This is a genomic window from Nostoc sp. ChiSLP03a, from assembly GCF_034531215.2.
Taxonomy (GTDB): Bacteria; Cyanobacteriota; Cyanobacteriia; order Cyanobacteriales; family Nostocaceae; genus Nostoc.
The window spans coordinates 23,929-46,454 of sequence record NZ_JAVRBQ020000160.1 but is presented as its reverse complement, the minus strand read 5'-3'; the positions used below and the strand labels follow the sequence as shown (position 1 = coordinate 46,454).

Genomic DNA, 22,526 nt, shown 5'->3' with positions numbered 1-22,526 from the left:
CGAGCTTAACAAAATTGAGCGATGTTGGTCATGGTTAAAAAGCCGAATTCGTAAGCAAATAATTCAATTTGGCTGTCTGAGAGATGCGATGGAAGCTGTGCTTCACACAGCGGCTTAACCGCCTTGGCGGTTGCTATAGCTACCTGAATTCCACATTTAGCATCCATCAAAAAATGTTGCTCCAGAGTTGACGTTTCGGTGTTTCGCGCAGTCTGTAAAAGCTTCCGCTTTCCCTGCAAGAACTTCTGCTTTGACGTTTCGGTGTTTCGCGCAGTCTGTAGCAACTTTTGCTTTGACCTTAGTTTTGCACTTTATTTAATCCGCATTCCTTAGTACCTTTTGATTAGATCCAAAGTAGAGTTCGCCCAATTCTTCCAAAGAAACATCGGTCTGCGATTCTGGATTACGGAAGTAGGGATGGATAGGAAGGAGTTCAGCGCGAGGGCTTTCCGGTGAAGACACAATTTGCTCAAGCAAAGACAGGTAGTTTTCACCAGTAGATTCCCAAGTGTACTTCTTCAACACCCGTTCCTGACCAGCTTGGGCAAAATACTCCCACTCTTGAGCATCACATAGCAACCGCTCCAAGCCCCGTGCAATATCAGCAGGGTCTTCTGGATTGACGAGTACGCCATATTCCCGATCTCCTTGTTGCAAGCTCTCGCTAGGGCCACCGTTCTTGGTTGCTACCACTGGTAAGCCTGCTACTGCTGCTTCTAAGGGAGCAAGCCCAAAAGGTTCGTAGAGTGCGGTCAGCGCAAATACTGAGCGGCGTTTAACCATAAATCTATAGGTTGCTGCTAGTGACTCTTGAGATTGATGTAACAAGCTAAATGCACTGATTTTGCCCCACAAGTCGTTTTCTTTGACCGCTTCCCGAATCGGGGCTAATACTTCTTCAGCGATTTCGTCGCTAGTCTCTTCTCGTAAAGGATTGTCCAGCGCCCCTGTAATTAGCACCAAGTTAGCTCGTTCCTGAAGTGTTGGACTGATTGCGAAAGCTTGCACTAGCCCCAATATGTTTTTTTTCAGTTCTAATCGACTGGATGCTAAAATGACGGGCAAATCTCGACGGTCTTCTGCAATGTCCCGTGCCAATCGTTCCTGAATGAACTCGTAAGTAGCCTCCTCGTTTTCAGAACGCGCTTCTGCACCGAAAACCGAGAAATCTGCTCCCGGTGGAATCACTGCAAAGCGGTTTTCGTTGTCTACATCCACTGCACCACTATAGACTCGATGAGAATACTGTTCAAAACGTTCTTGTCGCGTGCTGGTGATATTAACCGCCGAGCGATTCATGCTCAGGCGTTCGGCTAAAATGCGATATCTAAAATTAAATTGCTCGTCTATCCCTGTGAGATTTTCTGGGGTAACTTCCAATTTGTCGATCTTTTGAGCGCCGAGAGAATGAGCAGTAAAGGTAAAAGGTATGCCTGTCTCCTCTTCAATTAGAACGCCACACAGTCCTCCATCAGCGTAGTGAGCAGTCATAGCATCGGGTAAGCTACCTTCCTGTTGATAAAATTTCAAGATGTTGGGTACCCAATCAGCGACAAGATGAGGCCATAACAATTCTTTAGAGAGAAATTCTTTTGGCCCAGCTGGTAAGCGGATAATGCGGACATTATCGATCCCTGGATAAGTGTCAATCGTTTCGGCAAACTCTGGCCACTCCGGGTCAATAATTTGACGGGTGATAATATCAACTTTATGACCCATTTGAGCTATGGCTATAGCGACTTGCCTAACGTAAATTAGTTGACCCCCAAAATCTGGGTGTTTAGTGATGTGACTATTGCCTGAATCAAAATTGCCTTGAGGGTTGAGAAATCCAATGTGCATTGCCCGCTTCCTAATACAGGTTAATTTCTACTAAAGATTTTGCCTGAAGATGGCAGCATAACAGCTTAGTGAGCTTGTTAAAAACTCTCAAGGCTGAAAAACGCAGGCAGTAAGACTGTAGGTACATACCATCAAAAAGTAAGTCAAAGGACTTTTATTGATTCCCTTGAGCTTAAATTCAACCAGTACAGTCATTTTCCTAATGCTTAAAGTTAATCATTACTGCGGTACGCGCACATATACCGAATGACATATTTGAAGTGTCCAGATAAATCTGACTTGCTAGGATGGCATTAGAAATTCATAGCATTTGAGTATGACCAAGCAAGACATTCCATTGACGGGAGAGGCGCTGATTAAAGAAGTCTGTCGGCGGATTCGAGTAGCCCGTAGCTACTGGGATGCTCACAACAATGCTGCTTGTCGGGGCGAACGCGATCGCGCTTTAGCCCTTTACAATACTCTGACTAAAGAACAAAAAGACCAGATTCCGCAAGTGTTGCGGGTGTGGTTGCGTTACCGCAGTGAGAAATATTTTGGCGCACACCGAACGCCGCCAAAGTCAGCACGAAAATCAAAATCTATCTAATTTATATTACCCACTTGAAGACCAGCGTACAGGCAAAAGTGCGCCCACGCTAAAAACCACAGCTAACCCACCCATCCCAAACATTCCCCAAGGTACTAAACCTTCCAACGGATTCACGACACGCGCAGTACTTGTGGGTTGTTGAGGATTGTAACGTATCACTACCATCTGGCCGTTGCTGGAGCGGTAAGACTCATAACTGCCTGTAAAGCGAGTGCGTTTACCGTTGGCTAGAAACTCGATAACTGGCGCATAGGTTTCTTTTTGCTCATTATCATTATTGTTTGTACTGCTGCGATCGCGACGACTGATGCTGTCTACCACCGTACCGCGTGTTTCGTTTAGGGTTGCAGTTTCGCGTGCAATGATGTTACGTACCCAAAAACCACCGCCAATAAACAGCAATCCAATCACCAGCCCAATACTTGCGCTTAGTTTGTCATCAAAAGTATTTTGGTGAGGTTTGAAATTCATGGGTTTGACGATGGCACAACATTAACAATTCAAAATTCAAAATTCAAAATTTAAACATTTTAGACATTTTCAGACGGTTACTGAGCGTAGCCGAAGTACGGGGATTTAAACCCCGACTGAAAACGAGCGGAGGCGGAGTGGCTTTGACTTTGCGCTACCTGTAGAGGTAGGGGTCTTAAACACGAGTGATTTACGATAAATTTCATCACAATCTCGACTATAGCTTACATTTGAAACATTTCTATTTGGCACCACTAACCTGATAACTGCGTCAACTATCTTGCAGCTAAATTACTGCATCAGTTTTTCTGATGTAGTAATTTAATGTTTGTATGGTATTAAATATAACCAAATAACCTCATTTAGTAAGCAAAAGTAATGACAACTCAGTTTTGGGAAAAAAGTAGAGAAATTAATGCAATTCTAACTAACTTACTATTTAAGCCTGTACACAGACGAGTACTAGTAGGTCTAAGCAAGGTAACGAGTCAACAGACAGTGCCGTGGATTTTGAAAAAGCGTCTGCTGCCATTATTATGTCTGATATCATTCTTTCTAGTATTGCTACTAAATAGTTTTGCGCCTGCCGTTGCCCAACTACCTGCTCAACCCCGTCAGGAAATTCGGGGAGTGTGGCTAAGTGGTAACGATTTTAGTGTTTTTAGAAATCGTTCGCAGGTGCAAGCAGCGATGAGCCAACTGCGGCAGTTAAACTTTAATACTGTTTATCCCGTAGTTTGGAATGATGGTTATACACAATATCCCAGTGCGATCATGCAGAAAGAGGGGATACCCTTTTTCTTCAAGGGAACAGATGGACAAGATGTAATTGCAGACATTATTACTCAAGCGCGCAGACAAGGGTTACTAGCAATACCCTGGTTTGAATTTGGTTTTATGGTTCCTCTAACTTCGGAACTTGCATCGCAGCATCCAGATTGGTTAACCCAAAAAAGGGATGGAACTCAAACTTCAATTAGTGCTGCGGGTGAAGTAGCGTGGTTGAATCCCTTTCACCCGGAAGTGCAAAATTTTATCAGGGAACTTGTCGTGGAAGTTATCGCTAAATACGATGCTGATGGCGTTCAATTTGACGACCATACGAGTTTACCTGTGGATTTTGGTTACGATAAGTACACGATTAGTCTATATACTCAAGAAACTGGGAATCCTCCACCACCCAATCCCCAAGCCCAAGCATGGATAAAATGGCGGGCAGATAAAATTACTGCCTTTATGGTAGACCTTTACCAAACAGTGAAAGCCAAAAAATCGAATGCGATTTTTTCAGTTGCTCCTAATTACTATAATTTCGCCTATAAAATGCAACTGCAAGACTGGCTCAACTGGGTACGGTTAGGTATTGTCGATGAGTTGGTGATGCAGGTGTACCGTAATGATGTGGAAAGTTTTATCGCTCAAATTACCCGTCCAGAAATTTTAGAAACCCAACAAATTATTCCAACTGGTATCGGGATTATGGCGGGTTTACGAAATCGTCCAGTCGCTATCCCACAAATCAAATCCCAGGTAGAAGCAGTGCAACAACGCGGTTTAGGTATCGGTTTTTTCTACTACGAAAGCCTTTGGGATATTGCCCCTGAACCAGCAGAGCAACGCCAGTCGGCATTTGCGGCTCTTTTCCCAAATTCAGCGTTGCGCGATATCTCACAAAATACACCCCGCCAGCCAACTTTTAACAGCATAAGCTTACCTTTATATCTAAAACCTTCCCTTGGACAACGTGTTCGCGGTTATTTTTTGGAAGTTGCGATCGCAAATGGTCAACCAAAACGTATTTTATTAGATACAGGGTCAGCAGGGCTAAGAGTTCCTAAAGAGTTTTTAGGTAATTCTCCCATCCAAAGAACAGGTCAAAATATCAAGGAAGTATTAAGTGATGGTACTATCCTGGAAGGAGAATTAGTTTACACTAATGTCCGGTTTGGTTTGATTCCCACCGCCGAACCTGTTCCTGTACAGGTTGTTAGTAGTCGCCAATGTAGCGCCGACAAACCTAAGTGTTCAGCAAACAGTGGTGTACCATTTTCGGGAATTATCGGTGTTAACTATTTTGAAAAATCACTTCCCTATAACCCGTTGAGAAAATTATCAGGGAATCTGAGTAACGGATTTATTGTCGTTGGCAATGGTGGTAGTAATAATAATGGCAACTTAATTCTCGGTTTAACTGCCGAAAATCAAGCAGGTTTTAAAATGGCTTCTTGGAGTCAACAACCCGAAATTAATGGTGTACCGGGTAAAAGATGGGACTCTCGACTGAACAAAGTTTGTTTAACTCTTGCTGGGAGTTCTGCGAAAAATTTGTGTAATAGCAGAGCGATCGCTGATACTGGAACTATTAATGGTTTGACTCAATTCAAGTCAGCTTCGACAGCAGGTAAACTCAAACCCGGAGTATTAGGGTCAGCAAATGCTGTAAAAGTAGGAATTAATGGCATTTTTGATTACAGTTTGACACCAGGAACCCGTGACGGATTTAATCGCTGGAATTTGAGTATCTCGCCACAATCAGAACTGGCTGTATTCGTAAATCCTGGAATCGCTTTGTTTGATAAATACGATGTACTCTTTGACCAAGTTAATGGTAAACAGGGTTTTCGCAGTCGGCGGTGACAAGAAAGTAAAAACTTGCTTACTCAGATAGCATTCAATTAACCCGGGACTTACGCAAACAATGGCCAAAACCCTGATGTAAAGACGCGATTTATCGCGTCTTGAAAGACCAATGATTTACACCAATAACCCTTCATTCAAATGAAGGGTTTTGAACCCTAAACTTTCAGTTACCCTGAACGTTGAAACACTACTGAAAGATTATTAGCTGGCATTTGGTAAATCTGTTGCAATATCAGATTTTGTGCCCTAGCTACTGCTATGACATCATCCAAGTTACGCACACCCCACTCTGGGTTTTCAGTGCGTAAATATTCGTCAAAAGCTGCATTACTCGCAGCTGTATGTTCTCCACCTTGTTTGAAGGGGCCATACAAATAGAGGATACCTCCTGCTTTTAGGATACGACCTGCCCCTGCCATCAACCCCAGACAGGCTGACCAAGGTGAAATGTGAATCATATTGATGTTGACAATGGCCACAATTGGCTTCGTATTCAGCCAATCCAATCCACCATTTTCCACAGCCCAAACTGGTTCTTTTGCATCTAGCTCAAGCGGTGCATAAACGTTATCACATACATTGTGTTCAGTCCATGAAATAATGCTGGCTCTTGATTGTGGATTTACATCGGTTGGGAGCCACAGATAATCTTTGAGCTTGGATGCAAAAAAAACTGCGTGTTCGCCAGTACCACTTGCTATTTCTAAAATAGTGCCACTCTCCGGCAACACTTGTAAAAGTACTTCTAGAATTGGTTCGCGGTTACGCTCGGTTGCTGGTGCGTATTTTCGTCGTGCGTCTTGTGGTGTCATCTGGATCGTTATATTTATAATTAATCGGAACAAATATTAAACGAAGAACTCTACTTAATCTTGATAAAATATTTGCACAAGTTTGAGCAAGTCACTTTTTGCAGGCTCGCCGTCATACAACCATTTTATTAAATCATTAGGTGATAACCAAAAACTTTCAATAAAATCATTTTTATTGTACTCTGGATTACAATCTAATTTGATTTCATAAACCTTCATAAAAGCAGATACTTAATATTGATGTGGTGTTAAATATCCCAAAAGTCGAACATTAAGTATATTTAACTCTAAGTTCAATTCTTCTTTAAGTTCGCGTTGTAGAGTATCTTCATAGGTTTCTCCGGTTTCAACATGACCCCCCATACTGACATCAAGACAAAGAAGAAAGATACTTTTGTGTGCAGAACGTCGAGGTATCCACAGTTGACCTAATGAATTAATAACAAAAGCATTGACAACTCTAAAATTGCACAGTCTTTGGCGATATATTTGCGAACGTTTATCCTGCCCAATTACACAATCATTTTCATCTACAATGTCGAGTATTTCATCATCTTGTATCATCATTAAATCTCTCTGGAATTTGAATTGGCTAATTAAAATATACACCAATGTTAACAACTGTACGCAATCTAAAATGTTGAAGGGAATTTAATACTTTTCGCTTTGTGAATTTGTGATTCTAAATCGAGTTTTGAGAAAATGGAAAAGGGGAAGGGTTAAAGGTTTTTTATTTCCCTTTTCCCTTCCCTTTTGTCCTGAACTGATAAGTATTTAAGAGTGCATTGCTTTGGAGTGGAATGCTTAACAAAGTCAAATCAAACGGTCGTCAGGAGACGGAGACGAAGATAAATAACTTTTCACTAGAATCTTTAGTTTATTTTTAGCCAGAGGCCTTCATGAATTTGGCTCTCTAGCTCAAGAAAAATTTTCTCGAAATTGGATCTTGTTTGAGGGATTGAATAAAATCTCTCAAAGTCATCATGCTGCCTGTTAAGGTGAACTTAGGAGTGCCATTTTGAGCAACGATTCTCACTTCATTGTCTTGGATCTGAATCTTATTTTTAATAATATCCCATAGAGCATCGAAGCTCTCATCATCCTTACAACCATTGGCTTCCAGGAATTTTTGGCGTACTTCTGTTTTTAGCGCCAGTGCTTCTGCCGCTTGAGTACGCGCCTCAAAGTGCTTAACTACATCTTCATAGGCACTTTCTTTCAGAGTTTTGTTTTCAGCCATAACTTGTTCTAACTGAGTTTTGATGGCTTTCAATTGGGATGATAAAGCGGCTGATTTTTGATATTCAACTTTTAAGGCTTGCTTTGCATTGGCTAACAAGGTTTTATAATCTAGCCGATCTTGATTTTTTTCGGATTGCATTTTTATCTCTCGATCGACACATTTTCGGCGATTAACTCTCGTCAGTCATATAACAAAACTGGCGAGAGCTTAGTAGATATTATCTGTGTTATCTGAGCATCAGCTATTTTACCAATAATGGTGATTCAGAGTGAGGATTCTCCTGAATAATACTCAAACTAGAACTAATGTGGGAGCGGATAGCTCGTTCATAAACACTAGTCTGCTGAGTGCGTACCCCTACAGCCTGATATATTAAGTTAACTTCTGGAAACTCAGACCAATACATCAAAAAAATGTCTTTAGCTGGAGTAATAATTTCATAATTATTATCTTGTCTTTTCTTTCTAAGTTTACAATTATTTAGTTGTAATTTTTGTCTGAATAGTTTTTCAAATTCTGGAATTAAATCTGAAGTAGTTTTCATGGTTAATACACGTTAAAACGTGATAATTATGCAAAGACTATCTGTTGATATTATTAAGTATGACACTTCAGATACCTCTTACAACTATAGTGTATCAGTTATCGGATATTTGAGAAGAATATTCAGAGGCAGGGTCATTCGTTGGCGTACTCCCTGATAAAAAAGTAGGCTGTGCGATCGCTGTCACCTTTTACTCAGGATTTTTATGGTACAAATCTACTATTTACTAACTTATACTTACCAAAAGTTTAGCCGCTTGTAATGTTATGTCAGTATAGCTAGTACAGCCGAAAGTTTGTCTGTCTTTAACCAGCTGCTCAAAACAACTTGTTTGCCTATTGTCTGCTGAATTGAGATGGTAACTGGATTGACACCGAGTTGTACTAGTTAGCAGAAACACCCTGTATAATTACACCACTAAATCATTTTTAGGGCCAAACTTTGCCAGGTATTGACTACCCAATACTGTTCGGTTCAGGCAAGAGACGCGATGAATCGCCGTCTCTACAATTTACCTACAGGCTACAGCCTGGGCCTTCAAGACCCTCTGCAAAACTGATTAATTCCAAGTACTCTGGATTTTCCACAAGCTTTTTAGCAGCTAGCAATCCGGCAATGCTCCAAGTTTGATAAATTCGGGCTTCTTTGCCAATTAAACGACCATTGTTACCATCGTAGTATTCCGGGAATTTATCTCTAAATAAACGCTTTTCGGCAATAGCGATCGCTGCTTGAGCAAGTTCTGTTCGACCGGCTTTCAATGCCGCAGCGGTAAATAACCACAGTAAAACCGGCCAGTTACCGCCGTTGTGATAAGACCAAGCCCTGTTTTTAGAGTCACATCCTGTAACAATTCTCCACTCTAAACCATCCATTGCGGGAAAGCAAATTTTAACCGGCATATAGCCGATTAAGTCTTGCCAACGTTGGGCAAATAAATTCATAATGCTTTGAGATTCTTTAACGCTAGCTAAGGAAGTTAAAATTGCCATCAGATTTCCCAAAGCAAAAAAGCGAAAATCTATCCGTCCCGGCCCCAAATTTCCCGCTAAATATCCTCCAGTTTCGGGCAACCACTCGGTCAACCAACTAGGAATTGATTCTGAATTGATGTTGAATTTATTAACAATTTCTTTTCCAAATTCGTTATCTTTGTAACGATAAATTTCCCCCAATCGCTTTAGGTCTAGCCAATAATAGTTGCGGATATGATATTTCAAAGATCCCAATCGCCTATTGACTTTGCTAAGGTAGCTATCGCCATCCCCATCTGGTAAAAGCAATTCATTAGCAGCTCTCAAAGACGCGTAGAATAACACTTGAATTTCTAAAGGATGTTCGTAAACTCCCATGCGACGGTCAATCATAAATGCGCCATCGGGAACCAACATTGTCGGGTACATGGAAAACCGATGTACTAAGCAAAGATCCAAAATTAGTTTGATTCCGGCTTGAAAATTTGGCTGACGCGCTAGAGTTAAATCACCTGTAGCTTTTTCATAAGCTAGTAGCAGGAGAATCCACCACATACAAGAATCAACTGGGGGAACACGAGCGATCGCTTGCTCTCCAAAATCAGCGACCAAAAATTCCTCGTTCCCCTTAGAATGAACCTTGAAACTGGCAGGCATTAATCCCGCTCCCGGTTCAAAGCAATCTATCTGCTTTTCATGACTTTGTAATTTCAGTGTTTCTACTAAGAAGTTACGCACAATCTCTGCTTTGCCATGCATGAGAAACACCAAGGCAGAAGGGACAAAATCGCGGAGGAAGCACTGGTCATAATTGAGTGCATCTGCCTTTGCATCTTTGGCGGCTACAGTACCAATGGGTTTTCCTTGGTAATAAATTACAGAATTTTCCAATAATTCCCAGGCTTCTGCTTCCATCTGACTGTTCTTATCGATCGCGCTAATCATAGGCGTTGAATTCCACTAATGGTATGTATCGGCTTAATTGTGGAAAGTACGCCAGCCTAACCTCAAGCTGACCAAGATTCCCGAAAGTCAAGCATATAGAGTCAAGTCGCTTCGCTCCAATTCAAAACTTATACTGAGCTTGTCGAAGTATTCAAAATTATCAATTCAAAATTAAAGACAATTAGTGGGGGCAAGGAGTGTTTAATAGTTTCACGGGCGCAGAGATAAGCACTCCGGAGATTGACTGCAATTACTCGGTCAAAGTATGCTGTAGTAACTTCGTGGAATGGACTATACCTGATGTTCCACCTGTAATTAAAACATTCTTTCCTTTTAAGCCTATCATATTTCTTGCTTAAGCTGCTAAAGCTCAAAAATGAGGCTACAGATTCAAGAGATGGAAACTTATACCAATTCAATCTTGGGTAAAGACGCGATTCATCGCGTCTCTACAAATGGTCTATTTGTCGTATTCTTTTTTCAAATTGGTATTAACTTGAATCTGACACCTTTTAATTACGAATTGCTATTAATCTCTATCGCAAATTTGCTGGCACTTGTTCAGGGACTACCCAATAGTAAACAGTTTTGCCCTCTATATTGAGAGTCTGCTGTGGTTTCCAATCACCCATATCGAAGGCGTGGGAAACAATGCGAGTCCCAGGTTTGAGTTCTTTGAACAGCTTGGGACGAAGTTTGGCGTTGATCTCTGGCAGTAAATAAAGTGTAACTACTGTTGCTTGACTCAAATCAGTGTTGAACAAATCTTGTTGGACAAACTTGACGCGATCGGTTACTCCTGCCTTTTGGGCATTAGCATTAGCTTCTTTGATGCGATCGGGGTCAATATCTATACCGATGCCGCGCGTACCAAATTTTTGTGCCGCAGTATTGACAATTCTGCCATCACCACTACCAAGATCGTAAAGCACATCATTTTTACCCACTTTTGCCACTTGTAACATTGCATCTACCACTGGCTGTGGTGTAGGTACATAAGGAACATCTCCAGGACGTTCTTGGACTTGAGTTGTGGGAGTTGTCGCCGCTGGTGTTTCGGTTTCAGTCTGACCTGTTAAAGTAGAAGGTTGTTGTGTTCCGGCTTCCAAATCTTGTTGCGGCGTACACCCAGCAATTCCTAAACTGGTAATACTAACGCTTGTAACCAGTAAAAACAGAATTTTTTTGAACTCCATGAATTTTCTCCTTTGTCAATAGTTATTGGGTATTGGGCATTGGGCATTGGGCATTGGGAAGAGGCAGAGAGGTAGAAGTTCTAAAATGTTTGAATTTTGAATTTTGAATTTTGAATTGATTTTCCCCTGCTCACTCGTCTCACGTCCTACGTTGACGGTAGTTATTCCAGAACAACAGAGGAATACCTGCTGCCACGACTAAAACACCTGCGATCGCTCCCACACCTGTATAAACCAAGCTTGAGTACAGCAAGTAAGTGCAAACGGCGCAAAACAGTAATGGAGTGAAAGGATAAAATGGCACACGGAAAGGGCGAACTATATGGGGTTCGCGTGTGCGCAATACCAGCAGTGATACGCCGGAGAGCAAAAAGAAAAACCAAAATATCGGGGCAGTGTAATCCACCATTGTTTCAAAGCCTTTGCGGGTGAGCGTGCCTAAAAAAACCAGTGCTAGGGCGATCGCTGCTTGCAAGAATAAGGCATAGGTAGGGCTGCTAGGACGTTGTTGCCAGCGTCCCATAAAACCAAATAGCGAAAAATCCTGTCCCAGTGCGTAATTGGTACGCGCTCCAGTAAAGATTGTGGCGTTGGTTGCTCCCAAAGTCGCGATCGCAATCAGCACACTGATAAACAAAGCTCCCGGTTCACCCCAAAGAGAGCGCATTAAATCTGCGGCTACTGCTTCTGACTGTGACATATTTGCTAATCCCAGTCCCCGCAGGTAAGCCAGATTGATTAGCAGATAAATGGTTGTAATGATACCAATACTCCACATTAGCGATCGCACAATATTACGTCGTCCGTCTTGAATTTCTGCGGAGATGTAAGCCGCTTCATTCCAACCACCGTAAGATAGCAACACAAACACCATCGCTAGTCCCCAGGTTCCTGATGATGCAGATTCTACAGGAGTGGCAGAATTAGGAATGGCGGTAAGCCCAATAATGACTACCAGCAACAAACCTAGAACTTTTGCAGCACTCAGTAAGTTTTGTGTCCACTTACCCTGTTGCAAACCAACGATGTTCAAAGCAGTTAAAAGTGCGATCGCTATGGCTGCATATATAGAAGACGAAAACGTGCCTAGCCGCCATATCTGAGAAACATAATCGCCAAAAACAAATGCTAAAAGAGCAATGGAACCAGTTTGAATCACTGTCATCCGCGCCCAAGCAAATAAAAAGGCGACTCTTTGCCCAAATGCACGTTTCAAATAATAGTATGCACCACCAACGTCAGGATAGACAGTAGCTAACTCTGCATAGCATAGCGCTCCTACTAGAGATACCACACCACCCATTAGCCAAAAAAGCAGTACAGCAATATCGCTACCTGCTTGACTGGCCACTAGAGCCGGAGTTTCAAAAATCCCCGCTCCGATGACAATACCGACAATTAGAGCCACTGCGTCTGATAATGTCAGGGATGGTTTGGGTGTTGCTAGTTCCGTTGATGTTGTTTGATCGAGCAAATTGTAGTTTTTACGTCTACTCACATTATTTCCTTATAGTGTTGAGTTGGGACTTTTGGCTTTGTTTTACAGTCTTTGTTCAACAGAGGAATCATCTATTACAGCAGTTTTCTTTTGCATAAGGTACAAAGTCACTGGTTTTGAGGCGGGAGGCAGAAGAATAATTTGATTTGTGAATCCTTGGTTCTGTACCTCATTTAGCTGCAAACTGCTGTATGTACTCCACATTTGGGAACTCACGATTCAATAAGACCTTAAATAAATCGTTATTTTACCTGTACTTCTATGGTTAACAATAAATGTGATGAGAAAGTGACACTTACCAGCGATACAGCAGATTTTCAGTTATATTCATCTAATCACATTAAGATTAACTTCCCTGCGATGCTTACCACTGTAAGCATCGCTCTAAATTTTTTTGCCAGACAACAGCACTCTGCAAATACATTAGAAAATCTTAATTGGTAAAACGTCTTCCACTAGTGAGATTTATACTCATCTAAAGAATGATTGACTCATAACAGGTAATCGTGCTTATTTGATTAAAAAGCTGGTACTGCTATACGTAATTTTTATACTCCACACCTTTCAGTGATTGAAAATTGATACTTTATTTGCACCCTGCTGTACTCAAGACAGCGATCGCTCCATAGTTTCGCTTAAGTATGGATGCATATATGTGCGTTGTTAATTAATAAATAATGTATCGGCTTCTTAATCCCTAATTCTTTAGTATCTGCTACTGGGAAAAAGTAAAATGTCTATTATTTCACCTACTACCAAACCCAATACAGCTAGGACAGTTATAACCCAAAATGAATCTAGTTTATTGTAGCCAGAAAAGCGCATTTCTAAATCAGCTAAAAGCGTAGTGGCTAAGGGTATCATAAAGAGCCTTAATAATATCGACCAAGTTGCTACTAAAGCAATTGATATACTTAAAAACAAGATAACAACTAAAATTTTCGAGCCAAACTCGACTAAACGCTCTAACCAAGAAAAACTTTTTCTTGCTACAGCTATAACTATAGCAACAACAAAAGCTCCTACTAACCAAATAATATGATTAGCAGCAAGATACCATCCCAGAAGAATGTAAGCCAATAAGAGGAATATTAAAGGCATTAAAGGAATCCTGTTAAAAAATTCCATATTTATACTGCCAAGGCTTAGAAAAATACCAAGTTAATCTCTTAATTTTATTCAAAAAATGTTACAGCAATCACGATACCAAAGATTATCAGCATCAATGGCGTAATTTGTGCACCTAAATAATAGCCTAGAGAATATAATCGTTAAAAACGGTTGTAGTAATTGTATCTGGCTGACCCTTGCAACACCACCGATGTACTTAAGTACTATAAAATAGCGATCGCTCTGTACCAGTTGCATAAGTCCCGATCTATTTACTTGCTTATTGAGAAATATTGTACTCTAGTCCAAAAAATAGGACTTGGTCTCGCTCGACAAAACCTCGTTATGTCAGTATTAGCTCAGCAGTGTCAGTAATTATACTATATAGAGAGTATTATAAATAACTTGTACAACTTTTCTTAACTCGTGATCTAGATCAGTGCTGAAAGCTCAAAATACTTCCCACAATAGATTGGGGCAAAGTCTAATTCTGTAGCTAATTTGCATATCCCAAACTTGTCTGTATATTTAAACATTGGTATTGATTTTATGAGAGAAGTTATCCAAGAAGAAAAGACATATTTAGAGCTTTCCGAAGCTAGTGGAAGCTCTCACAAGTTTTATGAAGTGATAGTTCAAGATAACCAATTAACTATACGTTACGGTCGTATTGGCGACTGTGGGCAAACTCAAACAAAAGCTTATCCAACTTCTGAGAATGCGAAAGCAGAGGCTAGTAAAAAAATTAAAGAAAAGCTCAAAAAAGGTTATAAGGTAGCTGTTATGGGTGTTCGCCAGAAGCGTCCTGTGACACGCCGCCAAGTCAGCAGCACTATTTCCACCGCAAAACAAGCTCCGATTATTTGGAAGTTTGCTTCATCTTCAGCTGCTTTTGGAATTTTCATTGATGCCAAACGTTGCTGGGTTGGGAATCAAGCAGGTCAAGTTTTTGCTTTGAATCATCAAGGTCAAGCGATCAATCGGTTTAAGCTTCCTGATGGCGTTAAATGTTTAGTTGCCGATGATATTTGGATTTATGCTGGTTGCGATGACGGCAATGTTTACGACCTGACCGGCAAGCTACCACGTCTGAGCTATAAAATTGATGAAAATGTCGATATTTTTTGGTTAGATATCAAAGATGGATTGTTAGCCGTCTCTGATGCCAATGGTGGCGTAACAACAATTGATCATGATGATGAATCACAGTGGACTCGTCTCAGTCAAGGTGATTCCGGCTGGATGGTACGTTGTGACCAATCAGGGATTTATCACGGTCATAGCAAAGGCGTGACTATGTACTCTCGCCTTGAAGGTCGGATGTTATGGCATCAAAAAACTCAAGGCAACGTATTATTTGGCTGGCAAGAGGCATCAACAGTCTATGCCGGAACAAGCGACCATAAAGTTTACTCCTTTAATAAAAATGGGGAAGTTGGCTCCGTTTTCAAATGTGATGCCTCAGTTTACTCTTGCGCTACCGCACTTAACGGCAAGTATGTGTTTGCTGGAGATAATAGTTCTTCCATTTACTGCTTTGATGAGCTAGGAAAGCGTCATTGGAAGCTTTCTACAGGGTGTGGCTCGGCTTTATCTATGCAGTTTTTCAACAATTATATTTATATTGTTACAACAGATGGTTATTTGGCTTGCATTGATGCTAGTGAAACTGCGATTGGCTCTGCTCAAACAGGCACAGTTCCCGAAGCTGTAGTAATTAAAGCACCATTAGGTGAAGGAGTTGCACCCTCATCTGTTCTAGAAACTACTACAAATACAAGCTCTGGGGTTATTGTTGAATGCTTTCGAGAAGGAAGTAAATTGAGAGTTCGTGTTGTTTCTGATGGTTACAACCACAACTGGAAAGTTCAGTTTCCCAAGGATATTCGTATTGAAGGTGCGCGTTACCTTGTTCAAGAAATACGTGAATCAGCAAGTGGCGGATTCTACCGTGCTTATGGTGATATTCAAAAATTAGTTTAACAAGTAGTCTGCCAAGGCAACTTGGCTCTTTTAAGGGGAAAGTGGGGTCTCCTCTGGGGATAAGGAGCAGGGGGAAAAGGATGTATTCAAAACCAATACCTTTTCCCTTTCCCCTTTCCCCTTTAACCGAACCGTATTGCCCCTGCCCCTGCTTATCCGAACCGTATTGTATTATACCTTTGCTGCGATTTTAACCTTAATTGCGTGTAGCTTCCAGTAGGCGAGAAAAATAGAAGCGAGTTTTCGTCATTGCCCGTCGTTGCAAAGAAAAGCCATTGCTTTCTAAGATTTTCACCACATCAGCCTCACGATGTAAATAAGCACGAGTGGCTTTACTTGGCCCAGGAAAGAAACTGCCAATTTTCTTGAGTATACTCAGGGCGCAGGTCTTCGGCGCAAAACTGAGAATTATCCGCGACTGTGCCAAAGAACAGAGGTGAGATATCATCTCATCGGCTTTTTCTTGAGGGTAATGGATGAGAACATCTAGGCAAATAACGGTATGGTAGCTCCCACTCAACGATTCTAAATCCTGCACGGCAAAAGTCGGATTTTCGTTATTTCCCAAAGTTTGCTTGGCTCTATCTCTGCCTTCTTCTACCATTTTTTCCGAAATATCGGTGGCATAGACTTTAGCACCATCTACTGCTAGGGGAATGCTGAGACTACCGACACCACACCCAGCATCACAGATTGATAGCTCTGGTAAATTGTTATCAGCCTTCAGCCAACCGAGAACTGTATCGACAGTTTGCTGGTGTCCATTGCGGATGTCTAATTGGACGTTGTTGACTTCGCCATCGCCGTAGATTCGTTTCCAACGGTCAAACCCTGTGGAATTGAAATACTCGCGAACAATCGTTTTGTCGTCGGCTGCATTCATAAACTTCGATTTTTAGGGGTTCCCAATGCTTAAAATTATCATTGATAGGAACCCATAAGAGCGGTCTTCCAGATTTTTCTAGATGATAGTTGCCCCCTGAATCCAGCACGCTTCAAATTGCTTGACGCTTAATAAATATTACTATCATGGTTTTTTTGGCATATTCTAAGACCCTGTGAATTTGGGGTGGTGTTGGGCTAAAAAAGAAACATGAAAATTATTAAACCCATCACCAATTGGTTAGAAACCCGCGCTTGTGCCCCTGCATACGGCGGTTGGGTACTAGCAGCAACAGCTATTTGTTTTTTTGGCGCAGGTATCAATACGATGGCTGGTTGGCTTTACGCCATTAGCGGCATTAGTTTTGCCCTTTTGGGTGTAGCAGCCATCTTACCGCCGCGATCGCTCACAAATCTATCCATCACCCGCCGTCCTATGCAACCAGTATCAGCAGGTGACGATCTAACGGTAGAATTAGAAATCTGCAATCAGACACAGCAGCCTGTAAGTTTATTGCAAGTTGAAGATATACTGCCCTTCGTCTTAGGGAAACCAGTACAAAAGGCAATCGAAACAATTCCTAGCCAAGGTAGTTACCGTTGGGTATATTATCACCCGACTGTGCGTCGGGGTGTTTATCGCTGGCACACAGTTGAACTTGCTTCTGGTGCGCCTTTGGGATTGTTTTGGTGTCGCCGTCAGCGTGATTGTGCTGCCACAGCGATCGTTTATCCCACAGTGTTACCCTTGGCTACCTGTCCCTTAATAGATGAAATGGGACAAGAAGAGAGCAAAAAGGGCGATCCTCGTGGTAAACCCTTGCAAACAGCCACAACCGGGCTGGTGCGATCGCTCCGTCCCTACCGTCTAGGAGATCCTACTCGCTTGATTCATTGGCGGACTAGCGCCCGCTATGGCGAATTAAGGGTGCGGGAGTTAGAAATGGTCACAGGTGGACAAGAAATAGTGATTGCCCTTGACAGTGCTAGCAATTGGGAAGAAGAAAACTTTGAACAAGCAGTAATTGCCGCAGCATCGCTGTATTTTTATGCACAGCAACAAGAATTACAAGTGCAACTGTGGACAGCATCAACAAATTTAATCAAAGGCGATCGCTTTTTTCTAGAAACCTTAGCAGCAACTACAGCCTTAGAAGATGCCAGTTCAGTTGTTCCTAAAAGCTATCCTTTGATTTGGCTGACTCAAAACCCCCTGAGCCTTGCTACTCTTCCTCAAGGTAGTCGCTGGGTTTTATGGCCAAATATTTCCTCACCAGCAGAACCAGAGGTAATTAATTGGGAACACCCTGGTATAGTTTTGCAAAGCGATAATCCACTGCAACCCCAGCTACAAAAAACATTACATTCATAAATCAATTCAAATTTTATAATTTCAAAGACCACTGACAAGTTCAACTTCTGCAATTTCTGAGATTTTCTCCGATCCCAGGACAGCAGATATATCAGCCTTTGAGCAAATGTCAAACAATTTGAGGGGAAAAGGTTGGGGAAATACACCCAGTAATCCCCACATGAGGCTGAGGTACAATGCAAAGAAATATTTAAATTATGAACGACATGATCGCATCAGAACATAACACAAAATCCAGCGATAAAAGCCTAGAGGCAATGCGGCATTTTTCCGAACAATACGCCAAGCGTACTGGAACATACTTCTGTTCTGAACCTTCTGTCACCGCAGTTGTGATTGAAGGATTAGCCAAACATAAAGACGACCTGGGTGCGCCTTTATGTCCTTGTCGCCATTACGAAGATAAAGAAGCTGAAATTCACGCCACATATTGGAACTGTCCTTGTGTGCCAATGAGAGAACGCAAAGAGTGCCATTGTATGTTATTCCTCACCCCTGACAACGAGTTTGCTGGAGATAAACAAGAAATCTCTCTGGAAACAATCAAAGAAGTACGAGACAGCATGGGATGAGCGAAATCATCCCCCAAGAGTTTTGGCAAGGCGTAGAACAGTTCAATTCTGGACAGTTCTACGCTTGTCATGACACTTTAGAGGCTTTGTGGATTGAAGCTAGCGAACCGGAAAAAAGCTTTTATCAAGGAATTCTCCAAATTGCTGTGGCACTGTATCATTTGGAAAATCGGAACTGGCGAGGTGCTGTAATTCTATTGGGAGAAGGCAGCAATCGCCTACGCCGTTACCCATCTAGTTACAGCGGCGTTGACGTAGATGAGCTATTGAGCGAGAGCGCAGTGTTGTTGACGACATTACAACAAATAGGGCAAGACTTGATTGCTGCTGGCAATCTGGGCGAAAATCAAGTCTTATCTTTGCCTAAAATTGTGCTAACGACTGATTAGACATAGGAGTGAAATTAATTATGCGTTACCCGAAATCCTTGGTAAACAAAATTCATCTAGCCGAGGGCTTCCCGTACTACTACGTGGAAGCAAGCTACGCGTAGCGTCTTTGTTAAAAAAACAGTATTGTGCCTTCATCCACTCATTATTCATTACTCATTACTCATTACTTATACGCGTAGCGTCTTTGTTAAAAAAAGACTATTGTGCCTACGTCATTTTCATTCAGATGTCAATTACCTGAAACCTTGAGGTTGGGGGTAGCGTCACTATTTCAGCCAGTAGTTATCAGAAATCACTCCAGATTGTATATTTCATAATCTGGATAAAGTACTTGAGATAATTAGAATGCAAGCTGAAATCCTAAATCCCCAATTGCTATGATGCCCTGCTATCAATTGCCCTTATCCCAGATACGTCGCTTTGGATTAGCTTTAATGCTGCCAGCTACACTTTTGGGCGCTTTTGCCTTCCCTACCCAAGTGCAAACCGCTACTGCACAAACATCTCAGGCAAATCGCCCCCTGACTATCCGCGCTGATGTGCAAGAATATGACGCGAAAAATCAAGTAATCACTGCTCGCGGTAATGTGCAAATGTTGTATCCGGCTCGCCAACTTCAGGCAACATCTGCCCAAGCACAGTATTTTAGTAAAGAACGCCGAATTGATTTCAGTGGCAATGTCTATATTTTGCAACAGGGCGGTAACAGTATCCGAGCAGAGAAAGTAACCTATTTAATTGATGAAGGGCGATTTGTTGCTTTACCCCAATCCAACCGTCAGGTAGAGTCCATCTACATGGTGCAAGAATCAGATAATAATGGACAAACTGCGACACCTGCCCCAAAAACACCACCTTTGAAGCCTTCTAATTAGCATTTACCACCAAGAAAGGGTGCTTCCAGCGTGAAAATTGTTTTAGAGAATATTCACAAATCTTACGGCAAGCGAGTAATTGTCAATCGTGTCAATCTTTCTGTTGCTCAGGGCGAAATCGTTGGTTTACTAGGCCCCAATGGGGCTGGTAAAACGACGACTTTTTACATTGCCACAGGTTTAGAAAAACCCAATCAAGGAAAAGTTTGGCTGGGTAATGTAGACGTAACGGGAATGCCAATGCATCAAAGGGCAAGACTGGGTATTGGTTATCTAGCCCAAGAAGCCAGTGTTTTTCGCCAACTGTCGGTAGAGGATAATATTCTGTTGGTGCTAGAACAAACTCATGTGCCACGATGGGAATGGGCAAGGCGACTCAGAACTTTACTGCGGGAGTTTCGGTTGGAAAAATTAGCTAGGAGTAAAGGAATTCAACTTTCTGGTGGTGAGCGACGGCGGACGGAATTAGCAAGGTCTTTAGCTGCTGGACAAGAAGGGCCAAAATTTTTACTTTTGGATGAACCATTTGCCGGAGTCGATCCGATCGCAGTCTCAGAAATTCAGCAAATCGTAGCACAACTGCGCGATCGCGGCATGGGTATCTTAATTACAGATCATAATGTCCGTGAAACCCTGGCGATCACCGATCGCGCCTATATCATGCGTGAGGGACAAATTCTTGCTTTTGGCGCTGCTGACGAACTCTACAGCAATCCCCTCGTGCGGCAATATTATTTGGGGGATAATTTTCAAGTCTAAATTAACAATTATTTAGTCAATAATCTCAAAAGACATTTTGATTTTTGATTCTTCAGCATGAATATAGCAATCCGATTTGATTTGGAGAATTACTCGTAGAGACCAGGGACTGGGGACTGGGGACTGGGGACTCTTAAGAAGGAATAAAGGTGTACCTAGCTCCCTTAAAAATCAAATATGAGTCCTATATATGAATTCATTTTAGTTCTGCTTTCTCAGCTATTGAGAATTAAACTTTGATACTGAATAAACTAGATACAGCAGTTTGCAATTAAGTGAGGTAGAGAGCCTAAACTTCAAGACCAAATATAAAGATTATTTTCTCCTTCCTTCTGCCCCCTACCCCCTGCCTCCTGCCTCCTGCCTCCTGCTGTATACTTTGCTTTGCCAGGGTTGCCAATATCTAAATTTTAAAATTGCTTATGATATCAAAGAAGCTCACGTATTTTAATAGTCTCTATTCGCTGCTGCCTTTTACGATCATGGATCGCTATCTTGCCAGCGAATTGTTAGCGCCGTTTTTCTTTGGTGTCGGAGCTTTTTCATCAATTGGCGTCACTATTGATGCTGTATTCGATCTCGTTAGAAAAATTGTCGAATCTGGGCTACCTATAGACATTGCTATTCAAGTTTTTTTGTTAAAATTTCCCAACTTTATCGTTTTAGCCTTTCCCATGTCTACGCTGCTGGCTACTTTGATGACTTACAGTCGTCTTTCTAGCGAGAGCGAACTAATTGCCTTGCGTGGTTGTGGTGTAAGTGTCTATCGCATGGTGCTAACTGCTGTGATGTTAAGTCTTGTAGTCACAGGAATGACATTTGTGTTTAACGAAGAAATTGCACCAGCAGCCAATTATCAAGCGGCGATGACTCTGGATAAAGCGCTCAAATCAGACAAGCCCACTTTTAAACAGCAAAATATTTTCTATCCTGAATACCAGGATGTTGTCCAGCCGGATGGTTCTAAAAATCGGATATTGACACGCTTGTTTTACGCCGACCAATTTGATGGTAAGCGGATGAAAGGGTTGACAATTATAGATCGCTCAACCAAAAATCTGAATCAAATTGTGGTATCAGAATCGGCTCAGTGGAATCCTTCTCAAAATGTTTGGGATTTTTACAACGGCACGATCTATTTTGTTGCTGCCGATCGCTCTTATCGTAACATCGTCAGATTTGAACACCAACAACTGCAACTACCGCGCACGCCATTAAGTCTGGCAGAAAAAAGCCGCGATTATGGTGAAATGAATATTGCCGAAGCACTACAGCAACTAGAAGTGGAAAATCTTGGTGGCGATCGCCAAAAAATTCGTAAACTTGAAGTGCGGATTCAACAAAAAATCTCTTTGCCCTTTGTATGCGTAGTTTTTGGTTTGGTAGGTGCAGCGATGGGAAGCATACCCCAGCGAACGGGGAGAGGTACCAGCTTTGGGATTAGTGTCATAGTTATATTTTCGTACTACTTAATATTCTTTGTTAGTGGGGCGATGGCACAAGCAGGTGTCCTTTCTCCGTTTATGGGGGCTTGGTTGCCCAACTTTCTTTTTTTGGGAATAGGTTTATTTTTATTGATGCGAGTTGCGAGAAGGTAATACCAATTCAAAATTCAAAATTCAAAATTCAAAATTCAAAATTCAAAATTAGGAAAGCTAAACAGAACAAAGGTATGTTCCTATGTATCTGTCGCATTTTTTTTTAAAATTGGTATGAATTGAAGAGGATGCGGAAGTAGACAAACAATTATTAAACATCTGGTGAAATTAAATATGCGTTATCCATAACCCTTGTAGAAACATAGCAGTGCTACATTTCTATATT

21 protein-coding genes and 1 pseudogene are annotated in these 22,526 nt (G+C 41.7%); 11 read left to right on the top strand and 11 right to left on the bottom strand.

Features of this window, described 5'->3' with window-relative positions:
* A pseudogene (locus RMY32_RS27400) lies at positions 1–118 on the top strand (IS630 family transposase); the annotation flags it as partial.
* A gap of 197 nt (positions 119–315) precedes the next feature.
* On the opposite strand, the gene RMY32_RS27395 reads toward RMY32_RS27400, so the two are convergent.
* The gene (locus tag RMY32_RS27395) at positions 316–1,842 is read right to left on the bottom strand and encodes a glycosyltransferase (protein WP_322710599.1); all 1,527 of its coding nucleotides are present in this window, start codon (positions 1,840–1,842) and stop codon (positions 316–318) included.
* Positions 1,843–2,158: 316 nt separating this feature from the next.
* Between RMY32_RS27395 and RMY32_RS27390 the strand changes: the two genes are divergently transcribed.
* Complete coding sequence (locus tag RMY32_RS27390; RefSeq protein ID WP_322710598.1) at positions 2,159–2,431, top strand: Precorrin-3B methylase; 273 nt, start codon at positions 2,159–2,161, stop codon at positions 2,429–2,431.
* 6 nt (positions 2,432–2,437) lie between these two features.
* Here the strand turns inward: RMY32_RS27390 and RMY32_RS27385 are convergent, their stop codons facing one another.
* Entirely contained in the window at positions 2,438–2,905 is a 468-nt protein-coding gene (locus tag RMY32_RS27385) for a DUF3592 domain-containing protein (RefSeq protein WP_322710597.1), read from the bottom strand.
* 378 nt (positions 2,906–3,283) lie between these two features.
* Between RMY32_RS27385 and RMY32_RS27380 the strand changes: the two genes are divergently transcribed.
* Positions 3,284–5,542: a glycoside hydrolase family 10 protein gene (locus tag RMY32_RS27380; protein WP_322710596.1), complete on the top strand. Its 2,259-nt coding sequence runs from the start codon at positions 3,284–3,286 to the stop codon at positions 5,540–5,542.
* A 170-nt stretch (positions 5,543–5,712) separates the two neighbouring features.
* Here RMY32_RS27380 and RMY32_RS27375 read toward each other — a convergent pair whose 3' ends face one another.
* From RMY32_RS27375 to RMY32_RS27345, 7 genes are all read right to left on the bottom strand, one after another.
* The gene (locus RMY32_RS27375; RefSeq protein ID WP_322710595.1) at positions 5,713–6,357 is read right to left on the bottom strand and encodes a DUF938 domain-containing protein; all 645 of its coding nucleotides are present in this window, start codon (positions 6,355–6,357) and stop codon (positions 5,713–5,715) included.
* Between the two features lie 231 nt (positions 6,358–6,588).
* On the bottom strand, positions 6,589–6,924 hold the full coding sequence (locus RMY32_RS27370) for an NUDIX domain-containing protein (protein ID WP_322710593.1): 336 nt from the start codon (positions 6,922–6,924) through the stop codon (positions 6,589–6,591).
* A 346-nt stretch (positions 6,925–7,270) separates the two neighbouring features.
* The gene (locus RMY32_RS27365) at positions 7,271–7,738 is read right to left on the bottom strand and encodes a hypothetical protein (protein WP_322710592.1); all 468 of its coding nucleotides are present in this window, start codon (positions 7,736–7,738) and stop codon (positions 7,271–7,273) included.
* Positions 7,739–7,841: 103 nt separating this feature from the next.
* Complete coding sequence (locus RMY32_RS27360) at positions 7,842–8,144, bottom strand: hypothetical protein (protein WP_322710591.1); 303 nt, start codon at positions 8,142–8,144, stop codon at positions 7,842–7,844.
* Positions 8,145–8,659: 515 nt separating this feature from the next.
* Positions 8,660–10,063 (bottom strand): glycoside hydrolase 100 family protein, encoded by a 1,404-nt coding sequence (locus RMY32_RS27355; RefSeq protein WP_322710590.1) that lies wholly within the window; start codon positions 10,061–10,063, stop codon positions 8,660–8,662.
* 536 nt (positions 10,064–10,599) lie between these two features.
* On the bottom strand, positions 10,600–11,259 hold the full coding sequence (locus tag RMY32_RS27350) for an SAM-dependent methyltransferase (RefSeq protein WP_322710589.1): 660 nt from the start codon (positions 11,257–11,259) through the stop codon (positions 10,600–10,602).
* 139 nt (positions 11,260–11,398) lie between these two features.
* Positions 11,399–12,757 carry an APC family permease gene (locus tag RMY32_RS27345; protein ID WP_322710588.1) on the bottom strand — a complete coding sequence of 453 codons (1,359 nt, stop codon included), beginning with the start codon at positions 12,755–12,757 and terminating at the stop codon, positions 11,399–11,401.
* Between the two features lie 261 nt (positions 12,758–13,018).
* On the opposite strand from RMY32_RS27345, the gene RMY32_RS27340 reads away from it, so the two are divergent.
* Positions 13,019–13,201 carry a hypothetical protein gene (locus RMY32_RS27340; RefSeq protein WP_322710587.1) on the top strand — a complete coding sequence of 61 codons (183 nt, stop codon included), beginning with the start codon at positions 13,019–13,021 and terminating at the stop codon, positions 13,199–13,201.
* 261 nt (positions 13,202–13,462) lie between these two features.
* On the opposite strand, the gene RMY32_RS27335 is transcribed toward RMY32_RS27340, so the two are convergent.
* Entirely contained in the window at positions 13,463–13,885 is a 423-nt protein-coding gene (locus RMY32_RS27335) for a hypothetical protein (RefSeq protein WP_409884109.1), read from the bottom strand.
* Positions 13,886–14,428: 543 nt separating this feature from the next.
* Between RMY32_RS27335 and RMY32_RS27330 the strand changes: the two genes are divergently transcribed.
* The gene (locus RMY32_RS27330) at positions 14,429–15,850 is read left to right on the top strand and encodes a WGR domain-containing protein (protein WP_322710603.1); all 1,422 of its coding nucleotides are present in this window, start codon (positions 14,429–14,431) and stop codon (positions 15,848–15,850) included.
* Positions 15,851–16,046: 196 nt separating this feature from the next.
* Here RMY32_RS27330 and bchM read toward each other — a convergent pair whose 3' ends face one another.
* The gene (gene bchM / locus RMY32_RS27325; RefSeq protein WP_322710586.1) at positions 16,047–16,733 is read right to left on the bottom strand and encodes a magnesium protoporphyrin IX methyltransferase; all 687 of its coding nucleotides are present in this window, start codon (positions 16,731–16,733) and stop codon (positions 16,047–16,049) included.
* A gap of 210 nt (positions 16,734–16,943) precedes the next feature.
* On the opposite strand from bchM, the gene RMY32_RS27320 reads away from it, so the two are divergent.
* The 6 genes from RMY32_RS27320 (at position 16,944) to RMY32_RS27295 (ending at position 22,300) form a co-directional block, all read left to right on the top strand.
* Positions 16,944–18,104 (top strand): DUF58 domain-containing protein, encoded by a 1,161-nt coding sequence (locus RMY32_RS27320; RefSeq protein ID WP_322710585.1) that lies wholly within the window; start codon positions 16,944–16,946, stop codon positions 18,102–18,104.
* Positions 18,105–18,310: 206 nt separating this feature from the next.
* Positions 18,311–18,676, top strand: coding sequence for a ferredoxin thioredoxin reductase catalytic beta subunit (locus RMY32_RS27315; RefSeq protein WP_099100573.1), 366 nt, complete (start codon positions 18,311–18,313; stop codon positions 18,674–18,676).
* A complete protein-coding gene (locus RMY32_RS27310) occupies positions 18,673–19,065 on the top strand; it encodes a DUF309 domain-containing protein (RefSeq protein WP_322710584.1) in 393 nt (130 codons plus the stop codon). Before RMY32_RS27315 ends, RMY32_RS27310 begins: the two co-directional genes overlap by 4 nt.
* A gap of 380 nt (positions 19,066–19,445) precedes the next feature.
* On the top strand, positions 19,446–19,943 hold the full coding sequence (locus RMY32_RS27305; RefSeq protein WP_322670908.1) for an LptA/OstA family protein: 498 nt from the start codon (positions 19,446–19,448) through the stop codon (positions 19,941–19,943).
* 30 nt (positions 19,944–19,973) lie between these two features.
* Entirely contained in the window at positions 19,974–20,702 is a 729-nt protein-coding gene (gene lptB, locus RMY32_RS27300; RefSeq protein WP_322670907.1) for an LPS export ABC transporter ATP-binding protein, read from the top strand.
* Positions 20,703–21,184: 482 nt separating this feature from the next.
* A complete protein-coding gene (locus RMY32_RS27295; RefSeq protein ID WP_322710583.1) occupies positions 21,185–22,300 on the top strand; it encodes an LptF/LptG family permease in 1,116 nt (371 codons plus the stop codon).
* The last annotated feature ends 226 nt before the right edge of the window (positions 22,301–22,526 follow it).